Source organism: Shigella dysenteriae, from assembly GCF_022354085.1.
Classification (GTDB): domain Bacteria; phylum Pseudomonadota; class Gammaproteobacteria; order Enterobacterales; family Enterobacteriaceae; genus Escherichia; species Escherichia coli.
In genome coordinates this window covers 629,727-646,544 of the sequence record NZ_CP055055.1, presented here as the reverse complement: position 1 = coordinate 646,544, position 16,818 = coordinate 629,727, and the positions used below count along the sequence as shown (strand labels likewise).

Here is a 16,818-nt window from a genome sequence, read left to right as displayed (position 1 = left end):
GATGCGACGCTGATGCGTCTTATCAGGCCTACGGGAGCACGAATGTAGGCCGGATAAAGCGTTTACGCCGCATCCGGCAGTCATGCGCTACATAAATTTTTCAGGAGCAAATAATGGATCATCTACCCATGCCGAAATTCGGGCCGTTGGCCGGATTGCGCGTTGTCTTCTCCGGTATCGAAATCGCCGGACCGTTTGCCGGGCAAATGTTCGCAGAATGGGGCGCGGAAGTTATCTGGATCGAGAACGTCGCCTGGGCCGACACCATTCGCGTTCAACCGAACTACCCGCAACTCTCCCGCCGCAATTTGCACGCGCTGTCGTTAAATATTTTCAAAGATGAAGGCCGCGAAGCGTTTCTGAAATTAATGGAAACCACCGATATCTTCATCGAAGCCAGTAAAGGTCCGGCCTTTGCCCGTCGTGGCATTACCGATGAAGTACTGTGGCAGCACAACCCGAAACTGGTTATCGCTCACCTGTCCGGTTTTGGTCAGTACGGCACCGAGGAGTACACCAATCTTCCGGCCTATAACACTATCGCCCAGGCCTTTAGTGGTTACCTGATTCAGAACGGTGATGTTGACCAGCCAATGCCTGCCTTCCCGTATACCGCCGATTACTTTTCTGGCCTGACCGCCACCACGGCGGCGCTGGCAGCACTGCATAAAGTGCGTGAAACCGGTAAAGGCGAAAGTATCGACATCGCCATGTATGAAGTGATGCTGCGTATGGGCCAGTACTTCATGATGGATTACTTCAACGGCGGCGAAATGTGCCCGCGCATGAGCAAAGGTAAAGATCCCTACTACGCCGGTTGCGGTCTGTATAAATGCGCCGACGGCTACATCGTGATGGAACTGGTGGGCATTACCCAAATTGAAGAGTGCTTTAAAGATATTGGCCTCGCACATCTACTCGGTACGCCGGAAATCCCGGAAGGCACTCAGCTTATCCACCGTATCGAATGCCCTTACGGCCCACTGGTAGAAGAAAAACTCGATGCCTGGCTGGCGGCACATACCATCGCAGAAGTTAAAGAACGCTTTGCCGAACTGAATATCGCCTGTGCCAAAGTACTGACCGTACCGGAACTGGAAAGCAATCCACAGTATGTTGCCCGTGAATCAATCACTCAGTGGCAAACGATGGATGGTCGCACCTGCAAAGGGCCGAACATCATGCCGAAATTCAAAAATAACCCCGGACAAATCTGGCGCGGAATGCCCTCACATGGCATGGACACGGCTGCCATTTTGAAAAATATCGGCTACAGCGAAAACGACATTCAGGAGTTGGTCAGCAAAGGTCTGGCCAAAGTTGAGGACTAAACGCGTGGCGTCAGTCGGCTTGCCTGACTAGCGCCCGCCCAATAACAAACGAACAAAAATGGATAGAGGTGCAATGGATATCATTGGCGGACAACATCTACGTCAAATGTGGGACGATCTTGCGGACGTTTACGGTCATAAAACGGCGCTGATTTGTGAATCCAGCGGCGGAGTCGTTAACCGGTATAGTTATCTTGAGTTAAATCAGGAGATTAACCGCACGGCAAACCTGTTTTATACGCTGGGGATTCGCAAAGGCGACAAGGTTGCACTACATCTCGACAACTGCCCGGAATTTATCTTTTGCTGGTTCGGGCTGGCAAAAATTGGCGCGATTATGGTGCCGATTAACGCCCGCCTGTTACGCGAGGAAAGCGCGTGGATCCTGCAAAATAGCCAGGCGTGCCTGCTGGTGACCAGTGCGCAATTCTATCCTATGTATCAACAGATTCAGCAGGAAGATGCCACTCAATTGCGGCACATTTGCCTGACAGATGTGGCACTTCCCGCTGATGATGGCGTGAGTTCGTTTACTCAACTGAAAAATCAACAACCTGCCACCTTGTGCTATGCACCGCCGCTATCGACTGACGATACGGCGGAAATTCTCTTCACCTCCGGCACCACCTCCCGACCGAAAGGTGTGGTGATTACCCATTACAACCTGCGCTTCGCTGGATATTACTCCGCCTGGCAGTGTGCACTGCGTGACGATGACGTCTACCTGACGGTAATGCCTGCGTTTCATATCGATTGCCAGTGTACTGCGGCGATGGCGGCGTTTTCTGCCGGGGCCACCTTTGTGCTGGTCGAGAAATACAGCGCCCGCGCCTTCTGGGGACAGGTGCAGAAGTACCGCGCCACCATTACCGAATGTATTCCGATGATGATCCGTACGTTGATGGTGCAGCCGCCTTCAGCGAACGATCGGCAACACCGCCTGCGGGAAGTGATGTTTTATCTCAACTTGTCGGAGCAGGAAAAAGATGCGTTTTGTGAACGCTTCGGCGTTCGCTTGCTGACGTCTTATGGGATGACGGAAACCATTGTGGGCATTATCGGCGATCGCCCTGGCGATAAACGACGCTGGCCGTCGATTGGTCGGGCGGGGTTTTGCTACGAAGCGGAGATCCGCGACGATCACAATCGCCCGCTCCCGGCAGGTGAGATCGGTGAAATCTGTATTAAAGGCGTACCAGGGAAAACCATCTTCAAAGAGTATTTTCTCAACCCGAAAGCCACTGCGAAAGTGCTGGAAGCCGACGGCTGGCTACATACCGGCGATACCGGATACTGCGACGAAGAGGGCTTTTTTTATTTCGTCGATCGCCGCTGCAATATGATCAAACGCGGTGGCGAGAATGTCTCCTGCGTGGAGCTGGAAAATATCATCGCCACCCATCCAAAAATTCAGGATATCGTGGTTGTGGGTATTAAAGATTCGATTCGCGATGAAGCCATCAAAGCATTTGTGGTGCTGAATGAAGGTGAAACATTGAGCGAAGAGGAATTTTTCCGCTTCTGCGAACAAAATATGGCGAAATTTAAAGTGCCCTCTTATCTGGAGATCAGAAAAGATCTGCCACGTAATTGCTCGGGGAAAATAATTAGAAAGAATCTGAAATAAATGAAACAGCAGGGAACTACCCTGCCAGCTAATAATCACGCTATAAAACAATATGCATTTTTTGCAGGGATGTTGTCGTCCCTGAAAAAGCAAAAATGGAGAAAAGGAATGAGTGAATCATTACATCTGACCCGCAATGGATCAATTCTGGAAATTACCCTTGATCGTCCAAAAGCGAATGCTATTGATGCAAAAACCAGCTTTGAAATGGGCGAAGTATTTCTAAATTTCCGTGACGATCCGCAATTACGTGTCGCCATTATTACCGGTGCCGGAGAGAAGTTCTTTTCCGCGGGCTGGGATTTAAAAGCGGCAGCAGAAGGCGAAGCACCGGATGCTGACTTTGGCCCGGGTGGATTTGCGGGATTAACCGAAATTTTCAATCTCGACAAACCGGTTATCGCAGCTGTGAACGGCTATGCCTTTGGCGGCGGCTTTGAACTGGCGCTGGCGGCAGATTTTATTGTTTGTGCTGATAATGCCAGCTTCGCCCTGCCGGAAGCCAAACTGGGCATCGTTCCTGACAGCGGCGGCGTGCTGCGTCTGCCGAAGATCCTGCCGCCTGCCATCGTCAATGAAATGGTGATGACCGGCAGACGAATGGGCACAGAAGAGGCGCTGCGTTGGGGGATAGTCAACCGCGTGGTTAGCCAGGCGGAACTGATGGATAACGCCCGCGAACTGGCGCAGCAGCTGGTTAACAGCGCCCCGCTGGCGATTGCGGCGCTGAAAGAGATCTACCGCACCACCAGCGAAATGCCGGTAGAAGAAGCGTATCGCTATATTCGCAGCGGCGTGTTGAAACACTATCCGTCGGTTCTGCATTCGGAAGATGCCGTTGAAGGGCCGCTGGCGTTTGCCGAGAAGCGCGATCCGGTATGGAAAGGACGTTAACAACCGTGAGCTATTACGCCTTTGAGGGGTTAATTCCGGTGGTTCACCCGACGGCGTTTGTCCATCCCAGTGCCGTCTTGATTGGCGATGTGATTGTGGGAGCCGGTGTCTACATCGGCCCACTCGCCTCACTGCGTGGTGACTACGGGCGGTTGATCGTGCAAGCGGGAGCCAATATTCAGGATGGCTGCATTATGCATGGCTACTGCGACACTGACACCATCGTTGGGGAAAACGGCCATATCGGGCACGGAGCGATCCTGCATGGTTGTGTGATTGGTCGCGATGCATTGGTCGGGATGAACAGCGTGATTATGGATGGCGCGGTCATTGGCGAAGAGAGCATTGTTGCCGCCATGAGCTTTGTCAAAGCAGGCTTTCACGGCGAGAAACGCCAGTTGTTGATGGGTACGCCAGCCCGCGCTGTACGCAGTGTTAGTGACGACGAGTTACACTGGAAACGGTTGAATACCAAAGAGTATCAGGATCTTGTCGGGCGCTGTCATGCATCGTTACATGAAACACAGCCACTGAGGCAAATGGAGGAAAATCGCCCCCGTTTGCAGGGGACGACGGATGTGACGCCTAAACGGTGATCTTGCCGGATGCGACCTGGTTGCTGGATAAGATGCTACAACATCGCATCTGGCAAGCAGGACGCCCGGTATCAACGAGATAAAATTAACGACGCATACTCTTTGACAACATCATCTGCCACTTCTGCTCGCGGTTAAGTTCCGTGAGCGGAACGGCAGGAATACGCGGCGTCTTTCTTACGCCGACTAATTTATCCCGGCTGTTATTGCGCAGGCGCGCGTAAATTTGCTCATCGATATCGACCACTTTTACCAGTCGCTGGCACTGGCATCCCCGTCCTTCCAGCTTATTAGGGATCATCTTAACTTCGCAGCTTATTTCTGCGACTTCCGACAGAATATAAGTCAGGGTATTAACCGCCTTGCTGTGTTCAATATCGAAATGAATAGAGATCTCTCTTGCTATCACCCACCGATTTTCAGCCATCATCCATTCGGCGATTAACAAGTAGAGTGGTTTTTCAACATATCCTTCACACATACGAACTCCAGTTTCACAAATTAAAAGTCTGGCTATGACTCGTTTTGAAGCAATTAAACAAGGCCATATTAAAATTGTGGATATATCGATAGTATGCAACTTCACCGTCGATAAGTGTGAGCTAAATCCTGCTTATGTCATCAAAAATATCGATTCCCCAAAAGATTTACTTAATGGGCAAAAAAAACGGTCCTCATCAGAGAACCGTATTACTTATTCGATCAAATTAGCGGATGAAAAATATCCGCCATGACACGCTATTATTTGATCTGCGCGTGCATTTCCTGCACCGAAACTACTTTTTCGGTCGCGTCGGCATTCAGCGCCATCGCGGTAGCGAAACCACCGTTCAGGGTGGTGTCATAATGCACTTTATATTGCAGCGCACTGCGACGGATCACGCGGGAGTCTTCAATCGCGCGACGGCCTGAGGTGGTGTTGATGATGTAGGTATATTCGCCATTCTTGATACGGTCCTGAATGTGCGGACGGCCTTCATGCACCTTGTTTACCAGACGCGGATTGATACCCGCTTCGCCCAGCACAATCGCCGTGCCGTGGGTCGCATCCAGCTCGAAGCCCTGTTTCAGCAGTTTTGCCGCCAGGTCCACCACGCGTTCTTTATCGCCTTCGCGCACGGAAAGCAACGCACGACCGTGTTTCTTCATGGTGGAGTTGCTGCCCAGCTGCGCTTTGGCAAACGCTTCAGCGAAGGTGCGGCCCACGCCCATCACTTCCCCAGTGGAGCGCATTTCTGGCCCTAACAGCGGGTCAACACCCGGGAATTTATTGAACGGCAGCACCACTTCTTTCACCGAGTAGTACGGCGGGATAACTTCTTTGGTTACGCCCTGCTCAGCCAGCGATTTGCCAGCCATCACACGCGCCGCCACTTTTGCCAGCGGTACGCCGGTGGCTTTGGAGACGAACGGAACGGTACGCGCCGCACGCGGGTTAACTTCAATCAGGTAGACTTCGTTGTTTTTCACCGCAAACTGCACGTTCATCAGACCGCGCACCTGCAATTCGAAGGCCAGTTTCTGCACCTGCTGGCGCATCACATCCTGAATTTCCTGACTTAAGGTGTAGGCTGGCAGAGAACATGCGGAGTCACCGGAGTGCACGCCCGCCTGCTCGATGTGCTCCATGATGCCGCCAATCAGCACCATTTCGCCGTCGCAGATGGCATCCACGTCAACTTCTACCGCGTCATCAAGGAAGTGATCCAGCAACACTGGCGCATCGTTAGACACGCTGACCGCCGTCTGGAAGTAGCGACGCAGGTCAGCTTCGTCATAGACGATTTCCATCGCCCGACCGCCGAGAACGTAAGACGGACGTACCACCAGCGGGTAGCCAATCTCTTTCGCCTTCTCTACCGCCATTTCAATAGCGGTAACGGTGGCGTTCGCCGGTTGTTTCAGTTTCAGACGCTCAACCGCATGCTGGAAGCGTTCACGGTCTTCTGCACGGTCGATAGCATCCGGGCTGGTGCCGATAACCGGTACGCCAGCAGCTTCCAGCGCGCGCGCCAGTTTCAGCGGGGTCTGACCGCCGTACTGAACGATAACGCCTTTCGGCTTCTCAATACGCACGATTTCTAGCACATCTTCCAGAGTTACCGGCTCGAAGTAGAGGCGATCGGAAGTGTCGTAGTCGGTGGAGACGGTTTCCGGGTTACAGTTAACCATAATGGTTTCGTAACCGTCTTCGCGCAGCGCCAGCGAGGCGTGTACACAGCAGTAGTCGAATTCGATACCCTGACCGATACGGTTCGGGCCGCCGCCGAGAACCATGATTTTTTCACGGTCGGTAGACGGATTCGCTTCGCACTCTTCTTCATAAGTGGAGTACATGTAAGCGGTGTCGGTGGCGAACTCTGCCGCACAGGTATCCACGCGCTTATAAACCGGGTGCAGGTCATACTGGTCGCGCAGCTTGCGGATTTCCGCTTCGCGCACGCCCGCCAGTTTTGCCAGACGCGCATCGGCAAAGCCTTTGCGTTTCAGCTGGCGCAGGAATTCAGCGTTCAGGCCAGTGATGCCCACTTCCGCTACTTTCTCTTCCAGACGCACCAGTTCTTCAATCTGTACCAGGAACCAGCGGTCAATATTGGTCAGGTTGAACACGCCGTCCACAGACAGGCCCGCACGGAAGGCATCGGCGATGTACCAGATACGCTCTGCGCCAGCATCTTTCAGTTCGCGACGGATTTTGGTTAACGCTTCCGGGTCATCGAGGCTCACTTTCGGGTCGAATCCAGTCGCACCGACTTCCAGGCCGCGCAGCGCTTTTTGCAGGGATTCCTGCTGCGTGCGACCAATCGCCATCACTTCGCCAACCGATTTCATCTGAGTGGTCAGACGGTCGTTAGCACCAGCGAATTTTTCGAAGTTGAAGCGAGGAATTTTAGTAACCACATAGTCGATGGACGGCTCGAAGGAGGCCGGAGTACGTCCGCCAGTGATGTCGTTCATCAGTTCGTCGAGGGTGTAACCCACCGCCAGTTTCGCCGCCACTTTAGCAATCGGGAAACCGGTCGCTTTCGACGCCAGCGCCGAAGAACGGGACACGCGTGGGTTCATTTCGATAACAATCAGGCGACCGTTTTTCGGGTTCACCGCAAACTGGACATTGGAACCACCGGTTTCAACGCCGATTTCACGCAGCACCGCCATCGAGGCGTTACGCATGATTTGATATTCTTTGTCGGTCAGCGTTTGGGCTGGCGCGACAGTGATGGAGTCACCGGTATGGATGCCCATCGCATCAAAGTTTTCGATAGAGCAGACGATGATGCAGTTGTCGTTTTTATCACGCACCACTTCCATCTCGTACTCTTTCCAGCCGATCAGCGACTCATCAATCAGCAGCTCTTTGGTTGGGGAGAGATCCAGACCGCGGGCGCAAATTTCTTCAAACTCTTCGCGGTTATAAGCGATACCGCCGCCGCTACCGCCCATGGTAAAGGATGGGCGAATAATGCACGGGAAGCCCACGTCAGCGGCAACCGCCAGCGCTTCTTCCATCGTGTGTGCGATACCGGAACGCGCGGTTTCCAGACCAATTTTCTTCATCGCTACGTCGAAACGACGGCGGTCTTCTGCTTTATCAATCGCATCGGCGGTCGCACCAATCATAGTCACGCCGAACTCTTCCAACACGCCCTGACGCTCCAGCTCCAGCGCGCAGTTCAGCGCCGTCTGACCGCCCATCGTTGGCAGCACCGCGTCCGGGCGCTCTTTTTCAATAATCTTGCGTACTACTTCCCAGTGAATCGGCTCGATGTAGGTCGCATCGGCCATTTCCGGGTCGGTCATGATGGTCGCCGGGTTGGAGTTCACCAGAATGACGCGGTAACCCTCTTCGCGCAGGGCTTTACATGCTTGCGCGCCAGAGTAGTCAAACTCACACGCCTGACCGATAACAATCGGGCCCGCACCCAGAATCAGGATACTTTTTATATCTGTACGTTTTGGCATGGCTCTTTTACTCCTGATTACTTAGCGGTTTTACGGTACTGCTCAATTAACTCGATAAAGTGGTCGAACAACGGCGCTGCGTCGTGTGGCCCAGGGCTGGCTTCCGGGTGACCCTGGAAGCTGAACGCCGGTTTATCAGTGCGATGAATGCCCTGTAACGTACCGTCGAACAGGGATTTATGCGTGACACGCAGGTTTGCAGGTAATGTTGCTTCATCCACCGCAAAACCGTGGTTCTGGGCGGTGATCATCACCACGTTTTTCTCCACATCTTTAACCGGATGGTTGCCGCCGTGGTGACCAAATTTCATTTTGACAGTCTTCGCACCGCTCGCCAGCGCCAGCAGCTGATGACCGAGGCAGATGCCGAATACCGGAATATCGGTTTCGAGGAATTTCTGGATGGCGGTAATGGCGTAATCGCACGGGGCCGGGTCGCCAGGACCGTTGGAGAGGAAGATGCCGTCTGGATTCATTTTCAGCACATCTTCCGCAGAAGTTTGCGCCGGAACGATGGTCAGGCGACAGCCTCTATCCACCAGCATCCGCAGGATGTTGCGCTTGGCACCAAAATCATAAGCCACGACGTGGAACGGCAGCTCGTCTTCTTTTTTCGCTTCTGGCAGGCCGCCGGTCAACGTCCAGCTCCCTTGTGTCCAGCTATAGGCTTCTGCGGTGGTCACTTCTTTTGCCAGATCCATGCCATTCAGACCTGGGAACGCGCGGGCTTTTTCTAACGCCAACGCCGCATCCGGGTTATCGCCTGCGATAATGCAGCCATTCTGTGCGCCTTTCTCGCGCAGTAAACGCGTCAGCTTACGGGTATCGATATCGGCAATCGCCACGATGTTATGGCGCTTCAGGTAAGAAGAGAGGTCTTCGGTATTACGGAAGTTGCTGGCAATCAGCGGCAGGTCGCGAATCACCAGACCTTGTGCATGTACCTGAGAAGATTCTTCATCGGCGTCATTAGTGCCGACATTGCCAATATGGGGATAAGTAAGAGTAACGATTTGACGAGAATAGGAAGGATCAGTGAGGATTTCTTGATAACCGGTCATTGAAGTATTGAAAACGACTTCCCCAACCGCCGAACCTGTTGCCCCTATGGCCCGACCGTGAAACTGGGTTCCGTCTTCCAGAACCAATAGCGCTGACTTAATCAAAACACCCTCCAGAGAATATTCACTCACTTTATTTGCATATTAATTCACAATGATGACGTAAATCAATGCAAATCTGCTTACCGACGAATTTCTGGCAAACGGCGGCATTCTGGAGATATGGGCGCTAAAAGTCAACTTAATGGCGGGATTTTTTATATTATTTTGTGGCTCATGCATGTTTTACAGGCATTAAGCGGCAAAAAGATCATATAACCTGTTCTAGAAAACGCTTGCGCAGCAAGAAGATTGCATGAAATAAAAGCGAGTAGGGAAAAGTGGACCAAATGGTCAAAATTTACATTAAAACAACAAAAACCGAAGACAAAACATGTAATTTTTGGCACTTATAGACAATTTAAAAACATAACACTAAAAATAAAAGGGCCAAAAATTAAAGCCCTTTATAATCAATAAATTAAATGTGTTATTCTTGCACCATAACAAATATTTTGTGGTTACAAACTATTGAGATCAAGCACATCTCGCATATCAAAAAGACCACTTTCCTTACTACTCAACCACAAAGCCGATCTTACCGCGCCGTTAGCAAATGTCATGCGGCTGGACGCCTTATGGGTGATCTCCAGACGCTCGCCAATATCGGCAAACATCGCGGTATGTTCGCCAACGATGTCACCTGCACGCACGGTGGCAAAACCAATGGTGCCAGGCACACGTTCACCGGTGTGGCCTTCACGACTGTAGACCGCGCAATCTTTCAGATCTTTATCAAGGGCGTGGGCGATCGCCTCTCCCATTGCCAGTGCGGTGCCTGACGGCGCATCAACTTTATGTCTATGATGTGCTTCAATAATTTCGATATCGGTGTAGTCACCCATCACTTTGGCTGCTTTCTCCAGCAGCTTAAGCATGACGTTAACGCCAACGCTAAAATTGGCGGCAAAGACAATCGCAATATCGGCGGCGGCGTCACGAATCGCCTGTTTACCGGCTTCGTCAAACCCCGTAGTGCCGATCACCATCCCTTTGCCATGCTGGCGACAAAAAGCGAGATGGTTCAGCGTACCTTCCGGACGGGTAAAATCGATAAACACATCAAAATCATCTTTTACCGCATCGAGGCTGCTTTGCACGGTAACGCCTGTTTTCCCTGCACCAGCCAGCTCACCGGCGTCGCTGCCCAGTAAAGAAGATCCTTCGCGCTCCAGCGCCGCGCCCAGCTGCACGCCTTCTAATGCCAGCGCCGCCTGAATCAACTGGCGGCCCATACGCCCCCCGGCTCCCGCGATGGCAACGCGGATGTTTGCATCATGCATAGCTATTCTCTTTTGTTAATTTGCATAGACCGTTTTCAGAGTAACCAGCGCATCGCTACGCCGCCAGCCAAAAACGCTGATAATTAGAAATTAATGATAAATAGGGAGGGATATCAGTGAAAGGCATGAGTCGATGAATGACTGCATGCCAATAACATGTGACAGGTTACGACGCCAGAGCCAGCACCTCAGCCACCCACTGCTGGAAGCCTTTCACATCCAGATCCAATGCCACCTGTACATTGGCTGGCTTGCCCAGGCAACCGTCGATATCAACCACCGTCGTGCCTGAGGTAAATTCGCCCTGAGTTTCCACTGCCACAAAACAGGGTTTGAGAGTGAACAGGTCCGGGCGCACCAGCCAGGCGATGGCGCAGAGATCGTGCATTCGCAAGCCGCTTTGCATACTGCCGCTACGGTAGTGGCTAAACAGGGCGTGAAGCATTTTCCCGGTACGGTTTAACTGCGGCAGTGTAGAGAGATAGTCAGGAGTTAATATTGCCTGATTGGTGACATCCAAACCGCACATGACGATTTCAATACCGCTACGGAAGACACAGGCAGCCGCTTCTGGATCGGCAGCAATATTAAACTCGGCGTTTGGCGTACAGTTTCCGCGTCCGGCAGAACCACCCATGATCACCAGACGGCGAATATACGGTTTACATTCCGGGCATTGTGAAAGTAACAGCGCAATATTGGTTAACGGGCCGATGGCCACCAGGGTAACGGGCTCTGGTGCACGCATCAGGGCATCCCGAATCGCCAGAAACGCCGGTATCCCGAGTGGCTTTCGGTTGTGCTCAACAAAGTCGTAGCCAGCCATTCCCGATTCGCCGTGCACAGATGCTGCATCACGCGGTGCGCGTACCAGCGGCACAGCGGCTCCCTGGGCGAGCGGAATCTCCGCATTCCAGAAATGCAGCAGTTGCAGGGCGTTGCGGGTGGTTTTCTCAACCGAGACATTACCCGCGACGGTGGTCATCAGTTGCAGGTCGAGTTCGGGGGCAAAAATCGCGGCGGCAATGGCGACGGCATCGTCAATGCCGGGGTCAGTATCGAGGAAGATAGGTAAACGCATGTTTTCTCCATAAAAAATGCCGATAACAAGACCGGCATTTTCGCATAACTTAGGCTGCTAATGACTTAATCGACTTCACGAATATCGACACGCAGCTCTTTCGGCACTTCGAAAACAATATTTTCTTCACGGCCTTCCAGCGGAATGGCTTCACCACCACCCAGCTGCTGCAAACGTGCCACCACATTCTGCACCAGAATATCCGGAGCCGATGCGCCCGCAGTCACGCCGACGCATTTAACCTCTTTCACCCACTCTTCCTGGATATCTTTCGCATCGTCAATCAAAAACGCGCGTTTGCCCATACGCTGGGCCAGCTCCGCCAGACGGTTGGAGTTGGAGGAGTTTTTCGAACCGACCACCAGCACAACTTCCGCCTGTTCTGCCAGGGCACGTACCGCTTCCTGTCGGTTAGTCGTGGCGTAGCAGATGTCATCTTTGCGCGGACCGACAATTTTCGGGAAGCGTTTACGCAGCGCGTCGATCACATCAGACGTGTCATCCACCGACAGCGTGGTCTGGGTCATAAAGGAGAGTTTCTCTTCGTTTTTGACCGTCAGTTTCCACACATCGTCCGGCGATTCGACCAGATACATTCCCCCTTCCGGGTTGCTGTACTGACCCATTGTCCCTTCCACTTCCGGGTGCCCGGCGTGACCGATGAGAATAGATTCTTCGCCACGACGGCTGGCGCGGGCGACTTCCATATGCACTTTGGTCACCAGCGGACAGGTGGCATCAAACACCGTCAAATCGCGGCTTTTTGCTTCGTTACGTACCGCCTGAGAAACACCGTGTGCGGAGAAAATCAGGATCGCGCCGTCCGGTACTTCGCTAATCTGCTCAATAAAGATAGCCCCACGCTCACGCAAGCTATCGACCACATAGCGGTTATGTACCACTTCGTGACGGACATATATCGGTGCGCCGTAAATGGCCAGCGCGTTTTCAACAATGCTGATAGCGCGGTCTACCCCGGCACAAAAACCACGCGGGTTGGCCAACAGGATCTGCATGTTACGCCTCCAGTGCCGGATCGATTTCCAGCACTTCAATATCAAAATGAACGGTCTGCCCGGCCAGCGGATGGTTGAAATCAACGGTAATGGAGTCGCCGTTAATTTCGCGGATCACGCCAGGCATCTCACTGCCATCCATTGCGGTAAAAAGCATAATTGCGCCAATTTCTGGCTCGCCTGCATCCATAAATTCACGGCGGGAGAAGTACTGAATCAGGTCCGGTGACGGCACGCCAAACGCCGCATCTGGCTCCAGCGAGAAGGTGGTTTTATCGCCCACTTTCAGCCCCAGCAGGTGTTGCTCCAGCCCTTCAGAAAGAGAAGCATCGCCCAGGCGGAACAGCGCCGGTTTACCGTTGTTGCGGGTAGACTCGGCGGTGGTGCCATCGTCGAGTTTTAGCGTGAAGTGCACCAGGACGGCGCTATTGCTCTGTACAGATTCAGACATGCAGGTTTGCTCTTATATTTTGAGGATTTTTGCCGGATGCGGCCTACGATTTCGCAGCAATCTGTAGGCCTTATCCGGCAGGGTTTATTATTGTTTTTTCGCTTTAGAAGGCAAAAAACCTTCCAGCACAATCAGTGCCGCACCGACACAAATGGCAGTATCGGCAAGGTTGAAGGTGGCGAAGTGCCAGTCGCCGACGTAGAAGTCGATCATATCGACAACGAAGCCGTGCCACAGGCGGTCGAACAGGTTGCCCAGCGCGCCGCCAATAATCAGCGCATAAGCGATATTGTTTAGCTTCTGCGTGGCCTTCGAGCGATACATCATCACTGCCAGGATCACGCTAATACCAATCGCAATACCGGCAAAGAACCAACGCTGCCAGCCGCCGCTATCGGCAAGGAAACTAAACGCCGCGCCATAGTTACGCGCATAATGCAGATTAAGCGACGGGAACAGCGGGACCGTATCCCCCAGAGCAAAGTTCTGGAGGATCAGGTATTTGCTGCCCAGATCGATAATCAGCACGACTACCACCAGCCACAGCCAGCGTAGCCCTGTTGAACAGATCGATTGACTCATCAGGCAAACTTACGTTTTTCACCGTCACCGGCGACGTTGCTGACACAGCGGCCGCAGATTTCTGCGTGTTCCGCCACCTTGCCGACATCCTGGGTGTAGTGCCAGCAGCGTGGGCACTTCTCACCTTCGGCTTTACTCAACGCGACTTTCAGTCCTTTGAGTACTTCGCTCTGCTGAGCATCAGCAGGTGCGTCGTTATAGTCTGCAACGGTAGCGCCGGAGGTCAACAGGACAAATCGTAATTCATCGCCCAGCGCGGTCAGTTTCGCCGCCAGTTCCGGTTCTGCATACAAGGTTACTGCCGCTTCCAGCGAGCCACCCACTTTCTTGTCGGCACGCGCTTGCTCAATGACTTTGTTCACTTCGCCACGCACTTTCAACAGCTCGTCCCAGAACGCATCGTTCATTGCTTCACTGTCTGCCAGACCAAACAGGCCTTCGTACCACTCACCGGTGAAGACGTATTTTTCACGTTCGCCCGGCAGATAGCCCCACACTTCATCAGCGGTGAAGGAGAGGATTGGTGCCATCCAGCGCACCAGCGCTTCAGCGATGTGATACAGCGCAGTCTGGCAGCTACGACGCGCCACGCTATCCGCTTTGGCGGTGTACTGACGGTCTTTGATGATGTCGAGGTAGAAGGAACCCATCTCAACGGAGCAGAAGCGCATCAGACGCTGTACCACTTCGTGGAAATCGTATGCTTCGTACGCCTTGAGGATGTCTTCCTGTGCCGCTTTCGCACAACCTACGGCCCAGCGATCCAGTACCACCATCTCTTCCGGTTTCACCATATCTTTTGCCGGATCAAAACCGTTCAGGTTTGCCAGCAGGAAGCGCGCGGTGTTACGGATACGACGATAGCTGTCGGCTGCACGTTTCAGGATCTCGTCAGAAACGGCCATTTCACCGGTGTAGTCGGTTGATGCCACCCACAGACGCAGAATATCCGCGCCCAGTTTGTTCATCACATCCTGCGGCGAAACGGTGTTGCCGATGGATTTAGACATCTTGCGACCCTGACCATCCACGGTAAAGCCGTGGGTCAGTACCTGACGATACGGCGCTTTGCCCTTCATCGCGGTGGAGATCATTAGGGAAGACATGAACCAACCACGGTGCTGGTCAGAACCTTCCAGATACATGTCCGCTGCGTGACCGGCAAATTCCGGACGCACGTCAACAACAGAAGAGTGGGTAGATCCGGAGTCAAACCATACATCCAATGTGTCCGGCACTTTCACGTACTGATCAGCTTCATCGCCGAGGATCTCTTTCGCATCAAGATCCCACCACGCCTGGATGCCGTCAACTTCAACGCGTTTTGCCACTTCTTCCATTAGTTCGAGGGTACGCGGATGCAGCTCTTCCGTGTCTTTGTGCACGAACAGTGACATCGGTACGCCCCAGGTACGCTGACGGGAGATACACCAGTCAGGACGGTTAGCAACCATCGACTCGATACGCGCCTGGCCCCAGTCCGGGATCCACTGCACGCCTTTGATCTCTTTCAGTGACTGCGCACGCAGACCTTTCTGATCCATGCTGACGAACCACTGCGGTGTCGCGCGGAAGATGATCGGCGTTTTGTGACGCCAGCAGCACGGATAGCTGTGCTGCATTTTCTCAACGTGCAGCAGCGCGCCTTTTTCCTGCAGCAGCGCAACGACGATGTCGTTCGCTTTGAAGACGTTCACACCATCCAGCGTCGGATAAGTGCCCGGCAGATAAGTGCCGTCCGGGCCAACCGGGTTAGCGGTTTCCAGGCCGTATTTCTGACCGATCACATAGTCGTCCGGGCCGTGGCCAGGCGCGGTGTGAACGGCACCGGTACCGGCATCCAGGGTAACGTGATCGCCGAGGATTGCCGGAACGTCGAAGCCCATAAACGGATGGGTAAAGCGCAGCAGCTCAAGCTCTGCACCTTTTACCGTGCCGAGAATGGTGTAATCGGTCACGCCGATACGCTGCATTACGCTTTCAACCAGATCTTTCGCCAGAATCACGGCCTGACCGTCGATCTGCACCAGCGCATAGTCGAAATCAGGTGCAATAGAGATTGCGCGGTTCGCAGGCAGAGTCCACGGCGTAGTGGTCCAGATCACCAGCGAGATTGGGCCGTTAACGTTGCTGACGCCAAATTTCGCTTTCAGCGCATCCTGATCGACCGCCTGGAAAGCGACGTCAATGGACGGAGAAGTTTTGTCGTAATACTCAACTTCCGCTTCTGCCAGTGCAGAACGGCAGTCTACGCACCAGTGCACCGGCTTCGCGCCTTTGTGCAGGTGACCATTGCCGATGATTTTGCCCAGCGCGCGGATGATATTGGCTTCAGTTTTGAAGTCCATGGTCAGGTACGGGTGCGACCAATCGCCCAGCACGCCCAGACGGATAAAGTCTTTGCGTTGACCGTCAACCTGGGTCGCCGCGTATTCGCGGCACTTGGCGCGGAACTCGGCGGCGGTGAATTTCTCACCCGGCTTACCGTATTCTTGCTCTACTTTCAGCTCGATCGGCAGACCGTGGCAGTCCCAGCCAGGCACATACGGCGAGTCATAACCGGAAAGCCCTTTGGACTTCACGATAATGTCTTTCAGAATCTTGTTAACCGAGTGACCAATATGAATGCTGCCATTCGCATAAGGAGGGCCATCATGCAGAATGAAGGTTTTTTTGCCTTTTTTAGCCGCACGGATGATGCCGTACAGATCATCATCAGTCCAACGCGCCAGCATTCCCGGTTCGCGCTTGGCGAGATCGCCACGCATCGGGAACCCTGTTTCCGGCAAATTCAGGGTTGATTTATAGTCACTCATCAGATTCTCGGTTCCGTG

At 53.2% G+C, this 16,818-nt stretch carries 13 protein-coding genes; 4 read left to right on the top strand and 9 right to left on the bottom strand.

Annotated features, from left to right (window positions below; genetic code table 11):
* The first annotated feature begins 113 nt into the window (after positions 1-113).
* The 4 genes from caiB (at position 114) to caiE (ending at position 4,448) form a co-directional block, all read left to right on the top strand.
* Positions 114-1,331 carry an L-carnitine CoA-transferase gene (gene caiB, locus HUZ68_RS03085; RefSeq protein WP_000349932.1) on the top strand — a complete coding sequence of 406 codons (1,218 nt, stop codon included), beginning with the start codon at positions 114-116 and terminating at the stop codon, positions 1,329-1,331.
* Positions 1,332-1,404: 73 nt separating this feature from the next.
* On the top strand, positions 1,405-2,958 hold the full coding sequence (gene caiC / locus HUZ68_RS03080) for a crotonobetaine/carnitine-CoA ligase (RefSeq protein WP_001297614.1): 1,554 nt from the start codon (positions 1,405-1,407) through the stop codon (positions 2,956-2,958).
* 108 nt (positions 2,959-3,066) lie between these two features.
* Positions 3,067-3,852, top strand: coding sequence for a crotonobetainyl-CoA hydratase (gene caiD / locus HUZ68_RS03075; protein WP_000004404.1), 786 nt, complete (start codon positions 3,067-3,069; stop codon positions 3,850-3,852).
* A gap of 5 nt (positions 3,853-3,857) precedes the next feature.
* On the top strand, positions 3,858-4,448 hold the full coding sequence (caiE, locus tag HUZ68_RS03070) for a carnitine operon protein CaiE (protein ID WP_000122876.1): 591 nt from the start codon (positions 3,858-3,860) through the stop codon (positions 4,446-4,448).
* Between the two features lie 85 nt (positions 4,449-4,533).
* Here the strand turns inward: caiE and caiF are convergent, their stop codons facing one another.
* From caiF to ileS, 9 genes are all read right to left on the bottom strand, one after another.
* Positions 4,534-4,929, bottom strand: coding sequence for a carnitine metabolism transcriptional regulator CaiF (gene caiF, locus HUZ68_RS03065; RefSeq protein ID WP_000333120.1), 396 nt, complete (start codon positions 4,927-4,929; stop codon positions 4,534-4,536).
* A gap of 260 nt (positions 4,930-5,189) precedes the next feature.
* Complete coding sequence (carB, locus tag HUZ68_RS03060) at positions 5,190-8,411, bottom strand: carbamoyl-phosphate synthase large subunit (RefSeq protein ID WP_001126377.1); 3,222 nt, start codon at positions 8,409-8,411, stop codon at positions 5,190-5,192.
* A gap of 17 nt (positions 8,412-8,428) precedes the next feature.
* Positions 8,429-9,577 (bottom strand): glutamine-hydrolyzing carbamoyl-phosphate synthase small subunit, encoded by a 1,149-nt coding sequence (gene carA / locus HUZ68_RS03055; RefSeq protein WP_000597260.1) that lies wholly within the window; start codon positions 9,575-9,577, stop codon positions 8,429-8,431.
* A 455-nt stretch (positions 9,578-10,032) separates the two neighbouring features.
* A complete protein-coding gene (gene dapB, locus HUZ68_RS03050) occupies positions 10,033-10,854 on the bottom strand; it encodes a 4-hydroxy-tetrahydrodipicolinate reductase (protein WP_000543608.1) in 822 nt (273 codons plus the stop codon).
* A 166-nt stretch (positions 10,855-11,020) separates the two neighbouring features.
* The gene (gene rihC / locus HUZ68_RS03045; protein WP_001239142.1) at positions 11,021-11,935 is read right to left on the bottom strand and encodes a ribonucleoside hydrolase RihC; all 915 of its coding nucleotides are present in this window, start codon (positions 11,933-11,935) and stop codon (positions 11,021-11,023) included.
* 65 nt (positions 11,936-12,000) lie between these two features.
* Positions 12,001-12,951: a 4-hydroxy-3-methylbut-2-enyl diphosphate reductase gene (ispH, locus tag HUZ68_RS03040; protein WP_001166395.1), complete on the bottom strand. Its 951-nt coding sequence runs from the start codon at positions 12,949-12,951 to the stop codon at positions 12,001-12,003.
* A 1-nt stretch (position 12,952) separates the two neighbouring features.
* Positions 12,953-13,402 carry an FKBP-type peptidyl-prolyl cis-trans isomerase gene (fkpB, locus tag HUZ68_RS03035; RefSeq protein WP_000004655.1) on the bottom strand — a complete coding sequence of 150 codons (450 nt, stop codon included), beginning with the start codon at positions 13,400-13,402 and terminating at the stop codon, positions 12,953-12,955.
* Positions 13,403-13,489: 87 nt separating this feature from the next.
* Positions 13,490-13,984, bottom strand: a complete 495-nt coding sequence (lspA, locus tag HUZ68_RS03030) for a signal peptidase II (protein WP_000083369.1) — start codon at positions 13,982-13,984, stop codon at positions 13,490-13,492.
* The gene (ileS, locus tag HUZ68_RS03025) at positions 13,984-16,800 is read right to left on the bottom strand and encodes an isoleucine--tRNA ligase (RefSeq protein WP_001286887.1); all 2,817 of its coding nucleotides are present in this window, start codon (positions 16,798-16,800) and stop codon (positions 13,984-13,986) included. Before ileS ends, lspA begins: the two co-directional genes overlap by 1 nt.
* Between the last annotated feature and the right edge of the window lie 18 nt (positions 16,801-16,818).

Bases quoted from the DNA above. Each gene is read 5' to 3' on its own strand.
- dapB (WP_000543608.1), bottom strand. From the start codon at position 10,854: ATGCATGATGCAAACATCCGCGTTGCCATCGCGGGAGCCGGGGGGCGT.
- caiB (WP_000349932.1), top strand. From the start codon at position 114: ATGGATCATCTACCCATGCCGAAATTCGGGCCGTTGGCCGGATTGCGC.
- caiC (WP_001297614.1), top strand. From the start codon at position 1,405: ATGGATATCATTGGCGGACAACATCTACGTCAAATGTGGGACGATCTT.
- lspA (WP_000083369.1), bottom strand. From the start codon at position 13,984: ATGAGTCAATCGATCTGTTCAACAGGGCTACGCTGGCTGTGGCTGGTG.
- fkpB (WP_000004655.1), bottom strand. From the start codon at position 13,402: ATGTCTGAATCTGTACAGAGCAATAGCGCCGTCCTGGTGCACTTCACG.
- rihC (WP_001239142.1), bottom strand. From the start codon at position 11,935: ATGCGTTTACCTATCTTCCTCGATACTGACCCCGGCATTGACGATGCC.
- ileS (WP_001286887.1), bottom strand. From the start codon at position 16,800: ATGAGTGACTATAAATCAACCCTGAATTTGCCGGAAACAGGGTTCCCG.
- ispH (WP_001166395.1), bottom strand. From the start codon at position 12,951: ATGCAGATCCTGTTGGCCAACCCGCGTGGTTTTTGTGCCGGGGTAGAC.
- caiF (WP_000333120.1), bottom strand. From the start codon at position 4,929: ATGTGTGAAGGATATGTTGAAAAACCACTCTACTTGTTAATCGCCGAA.
- caiD (WP_000004404.1), top strand. From the start codon at position 3,067: ATGAGTGAATCATTACATCTGACCCGCAATGGATCAATTCTGGAAATT.
- carB (WP_001126377.1), bottom strand. From the start codon at position 8,411: ATGCCAAAACGTACAGATATAAAAAGTATCCTGATTCTGGGTGCGGGC.